Annotated in this window: 12 protein-coding genes, 2 tRNA genes and 1 pseudogene; 12 read left to right on the top strand and 3 right to left on the bottom strand. The window is 66.1% G+C overall.

Annotated elements, in window-relative coordinates:
• Nucleotides 1-8 precede the first annotated feature (8 nt).
• Nucleotides 9-2,330: a protein kinase domain-containing protein gene (locus DFR74_RS35735; protein WP_325051004.1), complete on the top strand. Its 2,322-nt coding sequence runs from the start codon at nucleotides 9-11 to the stop codon at nucleotides 2,328-2,330.
• A gap of 305 nt (nucleotides 2,331-2,635) precedes the next feature.
• Nucleotides 2,636-3,633 (top strand): annotated as a pseudogene (locus DFR74_RS34650) (IS481 family transposase).
• Nucleotides 3,634-3,879: 246 nt separating this feature from the next.
• Here the strand turns inward: DFR74_RS34650 and DFR74_RS34645 are convergent.
• On the bottom strand, nucleotides 3,880-4,230 hold the full coding sequence (locus tag DFR74_RS34645; protein WP_067508070.1) for a hypothetical protein: 351 nt from the start codon (nucleotides 4,228-4,230) through the stop codon (nucleotides 3,880-3,882).
• Between the two features lie 311 nt (nucleotides 4,231-4,541).
• On the opposite strand from DFR74_RS34645, the gene DFR74_RS34640 reads away from it, so the two are divergent.
• From DFR74_RS34640 to DFR74_RS34625, 4 genes are read left to right on the top strand one after another with little or no spacing between them, the layout of a single operon-like run.
• The gene (locus tag DFR74_RS34640; RefSeq protein WP_067508068.1) at nucleotides 4,542-5,429 is read left to right on the top strand and encodes a hypothetical protein; all 888 of its coding nucleotides are present in this window, start codon (nucleotides 4,542-4,544) and stop codon (nucleotides 5,427-5,429) included.
• 6 nt (nucleotides 5,430-5,435) lie between these two features.
• The gene (locus tag DFR74_RS34635) at nucleotides 5,436-6,941 is read left to right on the top strand and encodes a S8 family peptidase (protein WP_067508066.1); all 1,506 of its coding nucleotides are present in this window, start codon (nucleotides 5,436-5,438) and stop codon (nucleotides 6,939-6,941) included.
• 31 nt (nucleotides 6,942-6,972) lie between these two features.
• On the top strand, nucleotides 6,973-7,728 hold the full coding sequence (locus tag DFR74_RS34630) for a DUF6345 domain-containing protein (RefSeq protein ID WP_067508064.1): 756 nt from the start codon (nucleotides 6,973-6,975) through the stop codon (nucleotides 7,726-7,728).
• A 10-nt stretch (nucleotides 7,729-7,738) separates the two neighbouring features.
• Nucleotides 7,739-8,602: a hypothetical protein gene (locus DFR74_RS34625; RefSeq protein ID WP_067508062.1), complete on the top strand. Its 864-nt coding sequence runs from the start codon at nucleotides 7,739-7,741 to the stop codon at nucleotides 8,600-8,602.
• Nucleotides 8,603-8,636: 34 nt separating this feature from the next.
• On the opposite strand, the gene DFR74_RS34620 is transcribed toward DFR74_RS34625, so the two are convergent.
• Complete coding sequence (locus DFR74_RS34620) at nucleotides 8,637-9,755, bottom strand: nitric oxide synthase oxygenase (protein WP_067508113.1); 1,119 nt, start codon at nucleotides 9,753-9,755, stop codon at nucleotides 8,637-8,639.
• A 418-nt stretch (nucleotides 9,756-10,173) separates the two neighbouring features.
• On the opposite strand from DFR74_RS34620, the gene DFR74_RS34615 reads away from it, so the two are divergent.
• From DFR74_RS34615 to DFR74_RS34605, 3 genes are all read left to right on the top strand, one after another.
• The gene (locus DFR74_RS34615) at nucleotides 10,174-11,238 is read left to right on the top strand and encodes an alpha/beta hydrolase (RefSeq protein WP_067508060.1); all 1,065 of its coding nucleotides are present in this window, start codon (nucleotides 10,174-10,176) and stop codon (nucleotides 11,236-11,238) included.
• 157 nt (nucleotides 11,239-11,395) lie between these two features.
• Nucleotides 11,396-11,998 (top strand): hypothetical protein, encoded by a 603-nt coding sequence (locus DFR74_RS36850; protein ID WP_067508058.1) that lies wholly within the window; start codon nucleotides 11,396-11,398, stop codon nucleotides 11,996-11,998.
• Nucleotides 11,999-12,001: 3 nt separating this feature from the next.
• Nucleotides 12,002-12,949 carry a hypothetical protein gene (locus DFR74_RS34605; protein WP_067508056.1) on the top strand — a complete coding sequence of 316 codons (948 nt, stop codon included), beginning with the start codon at nucleotides 12,002-12,004 and terminating at the stop codon, nucleotides 12,947-12,949.
• A gap of 6 nt (nucleotides 12,950-12,955) precedes the next feature.
• Here DFR74_RS34605 and hisC read toward each other — a convergent pair whose 3' ends face one another.
• The gene (hisC, locus tag DFR74_RS34600; RefSeq protein ID WP_067508054.1) at nucleotides 12,956-14,038 is read right to left on the bottom strand and encodes a histidinol-phosphate transaminase; all 1,083 of its coding nucleotides are present in this window, start codon (nucleotides 14,036-14,038) and stop codon (nucleotides 12,956-12,958) included.
• A 138-nt stretch (nucleotides 14,039-14,176) separates the two neighbouring features.
• On the opposite strand from hisC, the gene DFR74_RS34595 reads away from it, so the two are divergent.
• The 3 genes from DFR74_RS34595 to DFR74_RS34585 all read left to right on the top strand — a co-directional run bounded on the left by DFR74_RS34595 (nucleotide 14,177) and on the right by DFR74_RS34585 (nucleotide 15,175).
• Nucleotides 14,177-14,884, top strand: a complete 708-nt coding sequence (locus tag DFR74_RS34595) for a dienelactone hydrolase family protein (RefSeq protein ID WP_067508052.1) — start codon at nucleotides 14,177-14,179, stop codon at nucleotides 14,882-14,884.
• A gap of 92 nt (nucleotides 14,885-14,976) precedes the next feature.
• Nucleotides 14,977-15,066: transfer RNA gene (locus DFR74_RS34590), tRNA-Ser, on the top strand.
• A gap of 36 nt (nucleotides 15,067-15,102) precedes the next feature.
• Nucleotides 15,103-15,175, top strand: a tRNA-Arg gene (locus DFR74_RS34585).
• Nucleotides 15,176-15,236 lie beyond the last annotated feature (61 nt).

Genomic DNA, 15,236 nt, shown 5'->3' with positions numbered 1-15,236 from the left:
GTCACGCGGTGACCACCTCGTTTCCGGCTACGACACGCTCGGAACAGGGGGCTGCTCGGGTGGTCGGGCCGTACACCACGCTATTGGACGCAACCGTCTGGGTGAGACGCGATGCAGTTGTTGTGGGTATAGATAGCTATCCGGGGGCACGGTTGAATGGTTGCGTGCGCGATGCAACTGAGATCGCAGAATGTCTGAGCTTCGGGCAGTGTGATTACAATTGTGTCACAATGTTTGACTCGGAAGCTACTCGATCTAATGTTCTGGACGCACTGGGTCGTTTCGCTTATGGCAACGGAGAATCCGGGATTCTTGTATTCTACTTCGCCGGGCACGGTCAGGTTCTGGGTGATCAAGCGCATCTGGTGATGTTTGACGGAAAGCCACACGACCCAGGTGTATCTCTGGCCCATCTAGGCCAGCTTATGGAGTCCGCTAGCTCAACTTATCGTCATGTCATCGTAGTGTTGGACAGCTGTCATTCGGGAGCGGCGTTCAACTGGACGAGTAGTCGGCCTCTTCAAGTGGGAGACGTCGACCGCGATCTCAGGTCTGTCAACGAATCTCGGTGTATATTGGCCGCATGCCGTCCTGAACAGATGGCTTACGAGCAAGAGGGGCGTGGAATATTCACTTCGACTCTCGTATCCGGGTTGCTCGGTGACGCGGCAAATGACCGAGGTGAGGTTACAGTACTCACCCTCTACGAGTTCGTCTGCGGTTCGCTCACCGGCGAAGACCAGGTGCCTGTATTCAAGGGGGATATTGCTGGTACGGTTGTCATCGGACGGGGTTTCACTCCGCGCGAGGCGCAGAAGCTATCTGGTGCCGAAGTTCGAATCGTGGTCAGCAAAGGTCGAGGACTGCTTGACGAATATCAGTACTTGCACCAGCGTGAACTATCAGACACAGGACATCGCGATCGTGTAGGTATGGCTCGATGTGCGGCTGAATTGGAACCCATCGTCAGATGGTTTGAAACCACAGAGAACGGTCAGCCCGTACTGGTATCCAATTCGCAATGGCAAAGTATGCGTGATGCGCTCAATCAGTATATTGCGGGTGTTTCGCCTATTCGTGTAGGTCAAGTGGTTCGCCAGGGTGTAATAACCAGGAGATTGGGCAGGGGCGGATTTGGGAATGTGTGGTTGGCGGAGGGGGATGACGGGCATAAGGTGGCTTATAAAGTCTATCATTCGGCGGAGTTGCATGACGGAATAAAGGTGGAGCGATTTCGGAGCGGGTACGGGAATATGCGCAAACTGGAGCATCCTCGTATAGTAAGAGTGAAGGACTTGACCGCAGCTCCATTGGGAATTGTTATGGAATATATCGAGGGATCAAATCTTCGGGACTCGTTTGTCGACAGATCGGATCCCGCGATCTGCTTGAGGTTTATCAAAGAGATATGTGAAACAGTGGAGCATGCTCACGGTCGTGGAGTGAAGCACCGGGATATCAAGCCTGAGAATATTATTGTAGAATACGGTGAGGATGGAATTCCCATTCCTTATCTTACGGACTTCGATCTTGCCTATCATGCAACGAACCGAACGATGACCGCCCTATATGGCGTCGGAGGTGTGTTGAACTACGCAGCTCCAGAACAATTGCATACGCCGACTGCTGCTGCTGCTAGGTCCGAGCTGGTCGACGTATTCAGCATCGCGCAGCTCATGTACTTCGTGTTGACCGCCGAAGATCCCGCAAGCGACTCGCCGGCACAAAACCGAAGCCGTCTATCGAGAAAGTTGAATGACTGGGCGGATCCTCGTGCAGTCACAATACTGTCTGAACTTTATGAGAAATCGACTCACAGGAATCCTTCTGATCGCCCGGAGTCTGTGGCGGTATTTCGGAATCAGATAGCTGGGGCGGAGGCATACATAAACGAGACCAGCTTGGATATTAGATGGTCTACTCATGATTTCCTTGACCGAGTTTCGCACGCCTACCGCGGAGTTGGGAACTATTCGTTTACCGGCCCCGATAGCGTGCAGATGTTGAGTCTGTCAGGTCAGGTGTCGATAACACTCCGTTCAAAGGGAAACTCGGTAAATAGGAACGATCACATTGACCTGGAGTTCGAACTCTCGGTTACCGGGGCGATTCCCGTAGCATCGTTGAGCTCGGGTGCCAGTGCTCGGAAGTCGTTGAACCAGAGACTGGATCGTGTCGTACGGCGTCATGATCATGTTGAGAGGCATCATGGGTCGCACGGTTCGTTTCAGACATTTATTGTGATGCGCTTCGTGCCGATGTCGACTGCTGGAATAACGAAAGCGGTGAATGTCCTAGGCGATTGCGTCGGATGTGTCGATGGGGCCTGAATGCAACCATTCCTGATTGGCAATGTGATCGAGTTGGCTCGAGGCTCCGATGTCGGCCCGTGTTGAGCGTCGGGTCGTTGTCGGTTCGGTGTTACCGCCGGCCACCGATTATGAGTCGGATCGAGTAGGTGGAGCGTGCTTTGAGTGTGCTGCGCAGTATGTGCCCTGTGGTGACGGTAGTGGCTAGCTGCTGTGGGTCGTGTCGTTGGTGACGCGGATATGGGGTGGGTTGAAGAGGGCGGTTCTTCCGGCGGCAGGATGTGAAGCGCCAACTCGCACATCAGCTATAGACCGAAAGAACCGCCGTGTCTCACCGTAACGCCCCGCTCACCATTGAGGACCGCCGTCGGCTCGTGCACGGCTGCCGAACCCGTCCGATCGCTCATGTCGCCGCCGAGATGGGCACTCACGTCAATGTGTGTCGAAGTGGGTCAACAGGTCCCGCCGTCACGGCGAGGTCGGCCTGCTCGATCGTTCCTGCGCGCCGCTGCGGTCGCCGGCAGCGACCCGGTCGAGCTCGTCGACCGAATCGAGCAGCTGCGTAGGACCAGGAAATGTTCGGCACGCAGAATCGCGTTGGAACTGGTCGCCGAGGGCGCCACTGTGTCGGTGCGGACCGTCGGCCGCCACCTGGCCCGGCGTGGGCTGAACCGGCGTCGATTCCTGGACTCGGTCGGCGAGGCGAACCGGGTCCCACGCCGGATCATCGCCCGCCGACCGGGGGCATATGGTGCATGTCGACATCAAGAAAGTCGGCCGGATCCCAGATGGCGGCGGCTGGCGTGTCCACGGCCGAGGCTCGGCCCAGGACCTGGCCGCCCGGGCTGCGGCCAAATTTTGCCGGCCCGAGTATACGTTCCTGCACACCGCGGCCGACGGCTACTCGCGCCTGGCCTACACCGAATCCCTCGACGATGGGAAGCGGTCACCGTGATCGGGTTCATGTTCCGGGCACGAGCGTTCTTCGCCGCGCACGGAATCACCCGGATCGAGCGGATCGTCACCGACGATGGTGCCTGCTACAAGGCGAAGGACTTCGCGAAGGTGCCACTCGGAGCGTGCCATCAGCGGATCACGCCCTACACACCCCGGCACAACGGGAAAGTTGAGCGCTACAACCGGATCCTGGCCGAGGAATTCCGCTACGCCCGTGAATAGGCCTCGGATCTGCAGCGTCAGCAGGCACTACAGATTTGGAACATCCACTACAACTATCTTCGCCCCCCATTCGGCGGCCGAGAACCGGCCACCAGCCAGCCGCCTCCATGCCAGCGTCACCAACGTCCTGCCCTCATACAGCTAGCGCCACGATGGCGGGGTTGGTGGCCACTGCATCGCCCGTCCAAGCAGCCGAGTCGGGCATGCCAACGCGCTCACCACGTACGCCGACGACTGGCACGGCATACCGGGACGGGGTTCGTGGTCGGGTACTGGATGGAGGGGTCGGGCGGATCGGCGGGACCTGCGAGTGCGGCGATGCTCGTCCCGTGGGCGATCCGCTACCCGAGGTTCGGCCGATCGTCGCGGTGCGCATCGCCAAGACCGAGCATCAGCGGGGGATCTCCCATCCTCGGGCCCGCGCGAGGTCGGTCAGCCAACGTTCGGCGCCGTGCGCGTCCTCGGCTCGGCGCCCCTTCGGGAAGGTGACGATGCCCGCGTAGACGGTGCAGTCGAGGGTGCCGGTGACGGCGAAGCCGCGGTACCCGAGGCCCGGTGGGTCGGCGCGCCGGTCGGTCGGGGGAAGGTCGTCGAGCAAGCGGGCCAGTTCGCGTGCCTGCGGCGCCGTCAGCGTCCACGCGGGGTTGGGACGGCCGCTGAACAGGTCCAGCTCGACGGAGAATTCCGGGGTCATCGCACCGCCGCACGCCGTGCACAGCGCGCCCGTCGCGATGACTCGCACGAAGGCCCGTCTACCGATGTCATCAGTGATGCCGGCTCGATTCTCGTCGGAGGCGCGACCACTCGGAAGGACGCTCATCCCACTGTCCCACGCAGGTGGTATCGCCAACAGTCCCCTGGTCCCACCGCTTCGATTCCGGGTAGCGAACTACTCGTGTGACGACCCGCGCCGCCTGCCACGATTGTTTCGCACTTTCCGCTCGACCGATCCCAGGTCGGTAGGCACCGCGACCGCGCGGAGAACACCTTCAACGGCCCGACCGGCACGACATCGACCGGTCCGCCATTCAGTACCACTTTCCAGGAGCAGCGATGCTGCGCATCACGATCGACGCCTTCTCGGGTCGACCCAATCCTTACTATTACGTGGACGGCGAGCAGTCGCGCCAATTGCTGCGCGATGTCGCCGCCAGGCCCGATGTCGCCACCGAGCCGGACTCCGGTTTCGACGGACTCGGCTTCCGGGGCGCGCTGGTCCAGGCCATGGACGACGATGGCGAAACCTTCGGCCTGCCAAGGGAATTCAAGATCGATGCGACCCACGCGGGCGGTGTGGGACTCGACTTCGCCGAACGCCTCATCCGCGGCCTCGGTACCTACGACGCGGTCACCGACGGCGTTGTCGCGCCCGAAACCGACGTGCAGAACCTCTTGGCGATGCTCGATTTCGTGCGCTCGCCCCGCGAGACGGTCGAGGATCGGTCCGGCGCCCCGGCCGAGGTCGCCCCCGACTCCGACACGTGCTACATCGAGCGCTCCAAGTTCAATCCGGGATTCTGGAACGACCCGGCGGTCATCCTGAAGAACAACTGCTACAACTACGCGAGCAACTGGCGCACCAACACCTTCGCCCAGCCCGGACTCGGCGCCGGCGCGAAGTACACCGCGTTCACCTGCGCCGAGCTCACCCGCGCGTCGTTGGCCGACGGCTGCCACCGGCGTTTCCACTGCTTCCCCGACGCCGAGAAGCCGCGCAGGCTGGTGGCCCTCGTCGTGGCCCGCAATCAGGACTTCCACTGGTACCGAATCCATTCGGCCGCCGAGGGATTCTGGGGACACAAGCCCGGCCGAACGGCGGCCCGCAACACCGACAACAGCGGCCGCGTGATCGTGAATCCGGAGACCTGTGATCGCGGGCCCTACCGCGATTTCTGCGGGTACTTCTACACCTGCAAATCGCAGGCGCATCGGATCCGGTAGCCGGCGATGACGAACAAAGCGAGCGAGGCGTTGCGGGTTCTGCTCGACAACGCCCGCGACTACGACACGATCGAGGTCGACATCTTCCTGCACGGCGAGCCCGCGGCCGAATTCCGCGCCGCCGACGGCGCGGGCCGGGATGCCGCCACCGCGATGAAGGAGCGGGCCGCCGCCGACCAGCGCGATCTGCTGGATTACCTGCGGGGCCGGTCGGCGGAGGACTCGGAGCCCGCCGAGGGTGTCGCCGTGCCCAAAGTGGCGGGGCTGGACACCTCCTGGTCGACGAACTCGATCTCGGCGCGACTCACACCCGACGTGCTGCGGGCCGTCCTGGCCCGCGCGGACGTCGCCTCCGTGGACATCTCACGCACCGTGGACATCGAGGACCTCCTCGATGCGCCCACCACGACCCGTCCCGCGCGGGTGCGCGAGCGGGCACGGGCGGCCGGCGACAGCGCGCTGCCGCAGCCGACGTGGAGCGTGACCCGCGTGAAAGCGCCCCTGCTGTGGCAGCTCGGCGTCACCGGCGACGGCGTGGTCGCGGCGGTCATCGATACCGGCGTGAACTACGACCACCCCGATCTGGCGGATCGGATGTGGGACGGCGGCCCCGAATTCCCGCACCACGGTTGGGATTTCTGGTTCGACGACGACGATCCGAGGGACGACAGGGGCCACGGCACCTCGTGCGCGGGCATCGTCGCCGGAACCGGATCAGCCGGTGCGCGAACAGGAGTCGCACCGGGCGCCACCATCATGGCGCTGCGCGTCGGCGGCACCGAGAACAGGTATTGGCGCGCATTCGAATTCGCGATCGAGCACGGTGTGCACGTCATCAGCATGTCGATGTCGTGGAAGTTCCCGAGCAACCCCAATTACACGGGGTGGCGGCGCGCGACCGAGGCGATCGCGGCGGCGGGCATCCTGCACGCGAACAGCATCGGGAATCAGGGTGATCAACCCGGGCTCTATCCGATCCCGTACAACATCGCGACGCCGGGGAACTGTCCGCCGCCGCGAATTCATCCGTCGCAGAACCCCGTCGGCGGCACCGCGTCGGCCATCGGCTGCGGCGCCACCGATGTCTCCGATCAACTCGCCGGGTATTCCGGGCGCGGCCCGGCCGAGTGGGGCAAACCGCCCTACACCGACTATCCCTACGCGAACGGAATGCGCCCGGGCCTCATCAAGCCGGACATCTGCGCTCCCGGGCCCGGCACGACCTCGTGCAACTACCTCCACGACGGCTCCGGCACGGGAAGCTCCTTGCCCTACAGCGGATTCGGCGGCACGTCCGCGGCGACTCCGCACGTCGCGGGATGCCTCGCACTGCTCGCCCACGCCTGTCTGATCGCGAACACGCCGATCGTGCCGGTGCGGGTGCAGGAGGCGATCGAGAACACGGCGGCGCGCGTCGTGGGCCAGCTCCGGGACAAGGAGAACCATTTCGGCGCCGGACGGATCGACGTCTACGCGGCGTACCGGTACGGGGCGGACAAAGGCTGGTGGTGAGGTTTCACCGGCGGAGAAAGAGGTGACGACGATGGCAGATTTCACGCGGGTCGAATTCGCGGTGGAATGGAACAGCGCGGCCGTGGTGCCGGGGACCGTCTGCGGTTTCCGCGCACTGCCCGCCGCGTGGAGCGTGGCGGCGGCGGTGATCAACACCGCGCGCAACTTCGGGCATATCGAGAAGTTCGTCTGGGGCAATGCGGACGCGTGGGCCACCGACTACGAGCACCCCGCGGTGGTATCCACCGGGGATTCGCTCAACATGGTGGACAACACGCACCTGATGTATGTCTCCGGCCACGGCGCCGCGGAAACGGCGGTGTCGTTGGCCTCCAACCACTTCGGGTGTCGCGCGTTCTACCGGAACATGCGACTCGGTGTGCGCAGGCTGCGGTGGCTCGTCCTCGACCTGTGCGACGCCGTGACCGAGAACCCGGACGTCGGCACCAGCGTGATGCGCACCTGGGACACGCCGACCTCGGGCGTCGCCGGGCAGCCCCGGCGCGCGCTGCACGTGCTGTGCGCCTTCATCGGCACCGAATTCCCCGGAATCGACACCAACCGCGGCGCCGAATTCCTCACCGCGGTGTCGCGGGGCACCCCGGTCGGCACCGCATGGCTCGACGCCGCGTTCGCGCGCTCGGGCAGCAACACCAACAGGCCGATCGCGATCGCCTGTGGCCGCGACGGGCCCGACTCCCGGTTCCGGCGCGACCACGGCAAGCTCTCCGATCGCGACGCCGGGCCCGTGCCCTCGAATCATCTGGCCTGGAAATGGCGGAGTTAGGAGCAAGGAGATGGACTACGACGCGCTCGCCGCACGTTGGCGCGGCTTCGAGGCGGCCACCAACATCTACCGGGTGGACCCGCGCGTCGACCCGCTGGACGACCTCGACGCACTCGCTGAACGCGCCGGGCTGAAACGGGATTCGAGCCGGAGCTGGACCGAGTTCGGCCCGCTGCTCGAGCTCGAGGACGAATCGCGCCTGGTGACGGTCTACCGCCCCTCGCGCGCGGTGCAGTACGTGGACCGCGATCGCTGGCAGGTCGACGACGGAGAGTCGAACCTGGACATCAGCGACGCGGATGCGATCGACGCGGCGGTCCGGGCCGTCGATCACCTCGACCTGGCCGACGGTGAGGTGTTCACGCCGGAGCGAGTCACCCGCCTGCACGTCGCGTCCGCCGAGATCGGCGGCGAGCCGGCGTACCCGCGGGTGATCGACGCCGGGGTGATCCTCGCCCGCGAGCTCGACGGCGTGCCCGTGCTCGGCCAGGGTGGCTGTCTCGTGGTCTACCTCGACGCGAAGCACGAGCTGACGGGATTCGAACGGACGGCGCGGCGCATCGCCGGGATCCACGAGCCGGTCCGCGCGCTGCGGACCCTGGACGATGTGCTCGGCGAGGTCGAGGATTACTGGCACCTGTCCCGCGACAGCGGATTCCTCGTGCGCGACGCGCATTTCGGATACCTGGAGTTCGGCCGTCTCCAGGAACAGGAGTACATCCAGCCGGTGTATACGCTCGATCTCCGGCTGCCGGATCAGGACAACGAGGAGACGCGGACCGTGCAGCATGTCGTCCCCGCCGCCGTCAACGGCGTGGGACCCCTGATGCCGCAGGCCACCGGACCCGAATCGGGCACCCGCCCCACGGGCTGACGCCGACCGGATCACACCCGGGATACCGGCGACCTCAGCCGCCGGTATCCCGCCGCACGAAATTGGGGCGCAGGTCGTCGTCGGGCGGATCGAAATACCGGTGGAAGGTGGGCGTCAGTCCGGAGGAGATCGGCGGATTCACCCACGACCAGTCCGTCGGGCATTTCCGCCCGGCGGATTCCTCCTTGGCGACGTGTTCGCAGAACTGTTTGGCGACGGTGTGGTGGTCGACGATGTGCACCTTCGCCTTCCGGTAGCTGTGCAGCACAGCCTTGTTCAGCTCGATCAGCGCTTGGTCGCGCCACAGGGTGCGCGCGTGGGAGGTGTCCAGGCCCATCATGTCGGCGATCAGCGGCAGCATGTTGTAGCGGTCGGTGTCGCTGAAATTGCGCGCGCCGATCTCGGCACCCACGTACCAGCCGTTGAAGGGTGCGAAAGGGTAAGTGATCCCGCCGATTTCGAGGTTCATGTTCGACACGGCGGGCACCGCATGCCATTTCAGCCCGAGTCCGGCGAACCACTCGAATTCCGGGTGCTCGAGCTCCACTTCCCACGCGATCTCCGGCGGCACCTCGAACCAGCGGATCGGTTCGTCGGGTGTGCTGATCAACAGCGGCAGGATATCGAAAGGCGTTCGCGCACCGCGCCATCCGAGTTTCATCGCGAACTCGGTGATCGCGATATTGGCCGGGTCGCCGGTGACGGTGCCGTCGCCGTTGCGGTATCCGGCATAGCGGATGAGTTGCGGGCTGACGATCCGGTACTCCCGCCCGTCGGGCCTGCGCGGCGGGCCGACGGTGATCAGGGATTGCACCGCACCGCCATTGGTGGCCATGTGCAGGTGCTGCCAGCACACCTCGGCCAGTTCACGCGCCGTGGTCACGCGCCGGGCGTCGAGCAATTTCAGTGAGCGCCAATGTTTGCGGCCCACGCAGCGGGCGTGGTTGCGCCAGGCCAGCCGGGCGCCGATCTGGATCTCCTCGGCGGTCTGCACGTACGTGCCGGTGTCGCGCAGTTGGGCGAGCGCGGCGCGGCGGCGCTGGTCGGACAGGTGGGCGAGTTCGGGCTGTCGGAAGAATTCATCGCATTCGCGCAGTCGCCGTCCGAGATCGAGACCGAAAGGTTCGGTACCGACGGTGGTTTCGGGCGGAATGGCGGGCAGAACGTGGTTCACGGGGTTCTCCGGTCGGGCATCAGGTACTGCGGCCGAACAGAACATTTGCGAGTGGGCAACGCGACAAACCGACCGGTCCGGTGGATCACGCGACCGGATGCCGGGCCGTTGCCCTGCGATTGCCCGAAAACCGCTCGGTCGGTGGGCATTCGGGCGTGATGGATGGACGTGTGGGACAGGATCGCTGCTGTATGCGGTCATATGATCCCCATCGACGTCCGTGGAAGCGTCCGATCGTCAGGGTACGGCGGGTGTGCTGGCCGTGTGCCCGAATTCGGGTAATCCCCGGGCGCGATGGCGCTTCCGGACGCCCCCTTGACAGTGCTCCAGATCCCATCTGAGCACGTGTCGGCATAGGTCCCGGGTCGCCCGCGAGGCGTCTGGCACTATGGCAGGCATGGTGTCTCGGTCCACGCCGTGGCGACGCCTGATCGTCGCCGCAACGAGCGCCGCATTGCTCGCCGGTGCGGCGCTCGCAGCGCCCCCCGCCGCCGGCGCGCCCGATATCCCCGACCTGCCCGACACCGGTTCGTCCGAGGGGCCCGCGCCCGCCGAGCCGACCACCACGCCCGCGAGCACGGCCGCCATCGAACGCGTCGAGCCCATCAGCGACCGCAGGCTGCGTGTTTTCGTGCGCTCGCCGTCGATGCGCCGCACCGTGCAGGTGCAGGTGCTGCTGCCGCGCGACCGCGGCGCTCCGCGCCCGACGGTCTACATGCTGGACGGCCGCGCCGCCGAACCCGACACCAACAACTGGCTCGAGATGGGCCGCGCCGAGCAGTTCTACGAGGACAAGAACGTCAATGTCGTGCTCACCGTCGGCGGCCCGGCCAGTTTCTACACCGACTGGCAGCGTCCCGACCCGGTGCTCGGCACCAACATGTGGGAGACCTTTCTCACCCGGGAGCTGCCGCCCCTGCTCGACGCCCGCTTCGAGGGCAACGGCCGCAACGCCGTGATGGGCGTCTCGATGGGCGCCGAGGCCGCGATGATGCTCGCCTTCCGGCAGCCGGGCCGCTACCGCGCCGTCGCCGCGCACTCCGGCTGTTTCGCCATGGGCACCGACCTCGGCCAGACGCAGGCGCGCGCGGTGGTGGCCACCTACGGCGGCGAACCGGACAACATGTTCGGCCCCGAGAACCACAGCGACTGGCTGGCCCACGACGTGATGCTGCACGCGGAATCGTTGCGCGGCAAGGCGATCTACCTCTCCGTCGGCAGCGGACTGCCCGGCGAGTACGATGTGCCCGGCAACCCGGAACTGGCCAACGCCGTCGGCTTCGGCGGCCCGCTCGAAGCCGCCACCGCCACCTGCACCCGCCGCCTGGTGGACCGCTTCACCTCCTTCGGCATCCCGGTCACCGTCAACTTCCGCGCCACCGGCACCCACTCCTGGCCCTATTGGGCCGACGAACTCGCCCGCTCCTGGCCCACCGTGGGCGGAGCGCTCGGCGTGAACTAGCCCGATCTCCCACCGCCGCACGGAGTCGAGCGGCGAAACCCGCCCGGTCCCGGGTGGTCTGGGGGATGATTGGTGGTTGAAACGCGCCTGCTCGGCCCGGTCGGGGACAGGTCGGAAGCTCGTCGCGATCGCGTATCGGAAGGCGAGAGGTACGGACATGATCGCTTCGCGGATGCTGGTCGTGATCGCGGCGGCGGTGGCGCTGACGGCGTGCGCCACGTCGATACCCGAACAGCGGTCGGGTGCCCGGGCGTCGGAGACCACCGAGTCGGGAGGTGGGCCGGGCGGCGGGGTGCCGGGGCGGCCGGAGAAGACCGATGCCGGGCGGACGGCGGGGGCGCCCTTCCGGATCCCGGCGCTGGTACAGAGCGAAGGCGGTGCGATCGTCCTCGTGCAGGCGAAGGCCGAAGCGGATATCGCCGCGGCGTGCGGTGGCTGCGTGACCGTACTCGTCGCCGAGGGCTCCGACACGCGCAACAGCGTCTGCCAGTACTCCGGCCAACTCCGAGGCGGGGAAAGCGATTCGACGTCGACGGCCGAGGCGCCTTACGGGTCACTGGTCCTGACGCCAGGCGTTCCGCTGACATTGTTCACCGGGACGCTGCCCGCGCAGACATTCCCCTGTGACGAAGAGGGTTACCTCCCGAAGGAGGCGCCGGACACGGAGACTCCCACCGAGACCGACACCCCCACCGAGACGGACTCACCCACCGAGACCGGCACGCCGACCGAGACCGACGCACCGCCCCCGACGGAATAGCCCATGACGCAACCGCCTGACGAGCAGGCGCCGCGCGCCGCGGCCGGGTCCCCGTTCGAGGGGTTCACCCACGTCGCGGGCGCGATCGGGCGGGTCGTGGCGCCGACGACGCTGCTCACCGCCGTGTTGTTCTACTTCGGCTGGGCCCACGTCTACTGGTTCTTCGACTACTTCGGCGTCGACTCGACCACCCTGAACCCGAGCATCCGCGAGTACCTGATGCGGACCGTCGACACGCTGTTCGTCCCGGCGATCTTCGTCGGGCTGCTCGGCATGATCCTGCTGTGGGGATACCTCGCGTTGCCGGATTCGGTTCGCGCGCACCGGCCTTCGCGGTGGGCGACGGTGATCACGGCCGTGGTCGCGATCGCCGTTCTCGCCAACGGCCTTTCCCGCATCTACGTGGTGACCCCGCTCAACAGCGGGCTGTGCGTGGCACCGATATCGGTGATCGCCGGTGTGCTTCTGCTCTGGTGGTTGGTGGTCTTGCGCCGCAAGAGGTTACGTGAGCGTCAGCCGGCATCGGAGGTGCCGTCCTCGCCGGCCGTCGCGGTGGTCGAATGGGCGATCCTGTTCACCATGGTGGGCATCAGCATGTTCTGGATCGCCACCGACTATTCCGTCGCGGTCGGGCAGACCCGCGCCCAGGAATGGGCCGACCAGCTCTCCACCAGCTCGGGAGTCATCCTCTACAGCGAACTGGACCTGCACCTCTCCCGCTCCGACGTGCGCACCACCCTGTGCACCACCCCGCCCGACGGCGCCTCCTCCGCCTACCGCTTCCGCTACGACGGCCTGGTCCCCCTCACCCGCATCGGCGACCACTACATCCTCGTCCCCCGCACCTGGACCCCCGGAAACGGCGCCGCCATCGTCCTGCCCGCGCAGATCCCCGGCGCCGTCCGCTACGAGTTCCGGAAAGCGGGAGACGAGGCGTCGGAGATCTGCTGAGGTGCCCTATCGCCCGAGGAACCGGCCGAGCACGTCGGCGTTCGTCGCGAACTCGAGGAACAGGTCGTTCTCGTGCGGGTCGCCCACTGTGACGCGCACGCCGTCGGCCCCGTACGGCCGCACCAGCACACCGGCCTCGGCGCTCGCCTCGCCATACTCGACGCTGCGGTCGTCCAGCGGCAGCCATAGGAAATTGGTTTCGCTGGGCGGCACGCGATAGCCGGCGGCGAGCAGGGCGGCGCGTACCCGTTCCCGCTCCGCGACCACCGCGTCGGTGCGCCCGAGCAGTTCGTGGCGCGCCTCGAGCGACGCGATCGCCGCCGCCTGCGCCACCCGGTTCACGCTGAACGGGATGTGCACCTTCTGCAGCGCCGTGATCACTTCCGGATCGCCCACGGCGTAGCCGACGCGCAGCCCGGCCAATCCGTAGGCCTTCGAGAAGGTGCGCAGCACAATCACATTCGGGCGATCGCGGGCGATCTCGACGCCGTCGGGGCGATCCTGCGGGGTGCGGCGCAGGTACTCGAAGTAGGCCTCGTCCAGGACGACGAGCACGTGCGCGGGCACCGCGTCCAGGAAACGGATGAGCGCGTCGCGGCCGTGGGCGGTGCCGGTGGGGTTGTTCGGATTGCACACGAAGATCAGCCGGGTGCGTTCGGTGACGGCCGCGGCCATCGCATCCAGATCGTGGGTCAGCTCGGGCGTGAGGGGCACCTGCACGGCCGTCGCGTTGCCGACCTGCGTCACGATCGGGTACGCCTCGAACGAGCGCCACGCGAACAACACCTCGTCGTCCGGTGCGCCGCAGGTGATCTGCACCAGCTCCTGGCACAGCGCGACGCTCCCGCAACCGACCGCCACGTTCGCCGGCGTGACGCCCAGGAACTCCGCCAACGCGGCGCGCAAGTCGGCCGCCTGGTTGTCGGGGTAGCGGTGCGCCAACTCGGCGGCCTCCGCGATCGCCTTCGCGGCGGCGGGCAGCGGCGGCAGGGTGGTCTCGTTGCTGGCCAGCTTGACCGCGCCGGGATGACTACGGCCGGGAGTGTAGGCCGGGATGGCGGAGAGGTCGGGCCGGATACGCGCTGTCACCCCTCCACAGTAGTGCGGCGGTCAGGGTGGGTTCGGTCGCGGGCGCCGGTCGGCTCCCACACCGGAAAAACCGGCGGGTAACGGCCCCTCACGTGCGAACTTCTCGCGAAGATCAGCGCCGGGTCCTACCCTGGTTTCATGTCGGGCATTTATCGCGACGTCGCCCTGTTGCGCGGTGACGAGGATCAGGATCAGAGTCCCGCCGACCTGGGCCGCGTGCCCATCACCGTGATAGAACCCGAGGTCCACGCGCGCGGCGGGATCGTCGTGCTGCACGAGTCCCGCGAGTTCACCGGATCGTTGCTGGAGTTCATGCGCGCGCTCGCGACGGAAGGCTGGATCGTGGTCGCGCCCGACCTGTTCCACCGCGGCGAGACCGAACCCGACCACGAGGTCTTCGGCGACGAGCTCTTCGCCGATTTCGACGCCTCGTTCGACTGGCTCACCCGCCGCGGCGTCTTCCCCGACTGCATCGGCGCGCTCGGCTTCGACCACGCCGGCACCGCCGCGTTCCTGGTGGCCACCAACCGGCCCATCGGCGCCGCCGTCAGTGTCGCCGCGCCCGGCATCGCCGAACCCCTCACCGACGACGCCGAAGCCCTCGTCCGCGCCGCCCCCAACCTCCAGGCCCCGTGGCTCGGCCTCTACGGCGCCGACGACCCGGACACCCCGCCCGACGACGTCGAGAAACTGCGCGACGCCACCGCCCGCGCGTCCGTCGCCAGCCTCCTGGTGAGCTACCCGCGCCTCGGGCACCGCGCCGACAATCCCGGCACCGAGGACGACGACAGCACCTACGACGCGCGCACCAGGATCTTCGACTGGTTCGACAGCAATTTACGCTGATAACCAGGCGTTTTGTGATCTGGACGCCAGGTACTGTAACCTTTCTGCTCGGCGGTTCGAAAGGACCGGTTGCCCTCGAAGAGAAGGCTCCAGGAGGCGTGCCAGAGCGGCCGAATGGGACTCACTGCTAATGAGTTGTCCCTTCACGGGGACCGGAGGTTCAAATCCTCTCGCCTCCGCCACACCCGGTTCGCCGGGTGACAACTGAAGAATGCTATGCGCCCGTAGCTCAACGGATAGAGCATCTGACTACGGATCAGAAGGTTGGGAGTTCGAGTCTCTCCGGGCGCACTTCACCCTCAGACCCCCCGTTCGGACCTCCCGGACGGGGGGTTTCGTCGTGTATGCCCAA

The organism is Nocardia puris (genome assembly GCF_003315035.1).
Lineage (GTDB): Bacteria > Actinomycetota > Actinomycetes > Mycobacteriales > Mycobacteriaceae > Nocardia > Nocardia puris.
The sequence above is the reverse complement of the archived record's forward strand: the minus strand, read 5'-3'. Positions and strand labels throughout refer to the sequence as shown.

Excerpts from the sequence above, each read along its gene's own strand:
- DFR74_RS34640 (WP_067508068.1), top strand. The coding sequence starts at position 4,542 with ATGCTGCGCATCACGATCGACGCCTTCTCGGGTCGACCCAATCCTTAC.
- DFR74_RS34635 (WP_067508066.1), top strand. The coding sequence starts at position 5,436 with ATGACGAACAAAGCGAGCGAGGCGTTGCGGGTTCTGCTCGACAACGCC.
- DFR74_RS34630 (WP_067508064.1), top strand. The coding sequence starts at position 6,973 with ATGGCAGATTTCACGCGGGTCGAATTCGCGGTGGAATGGAACAGCGCG.
- DFR74_RS34625 (WP_067508062.1), top strand. The coding sequence starts at position 7,739 with ATGGACTACGACGCGCTCGCCGCACGTTGGCGCGGCTTCGAGGCGGCC.
- DFR74_RS34615 (WP_067508060.1), top strand. The coding sequence starts at position 10,174 with ATGGTGTCTCGGTCCACGCCGTGGCGACGCCTGATCGTCGCCGCAACG.
- DFR74_RS36850 (WP_067508058.1), top strand. The coding sequence starts at position 11,396 with ATGATCGCTTCGCGGATGCTGGTCGTGATCGCGGCGGCGGTGGCGCTG.
- DFR74_RS34605 (WP_067508056.1), top strand. The coding sequence starts at position 12,002 with ATGACGCAACCGCCTGACGAGCAGGCGCCGCGCGCCGCGGCCGGGTCC.
- DFR74_RS34595 (WP_067508052.1), top strand. The coding sequence starts at position 14,177 with ATGTCGGGCATTTATCGCGACGTCGCCCTGTTGCGCGGTGACGAGGAT.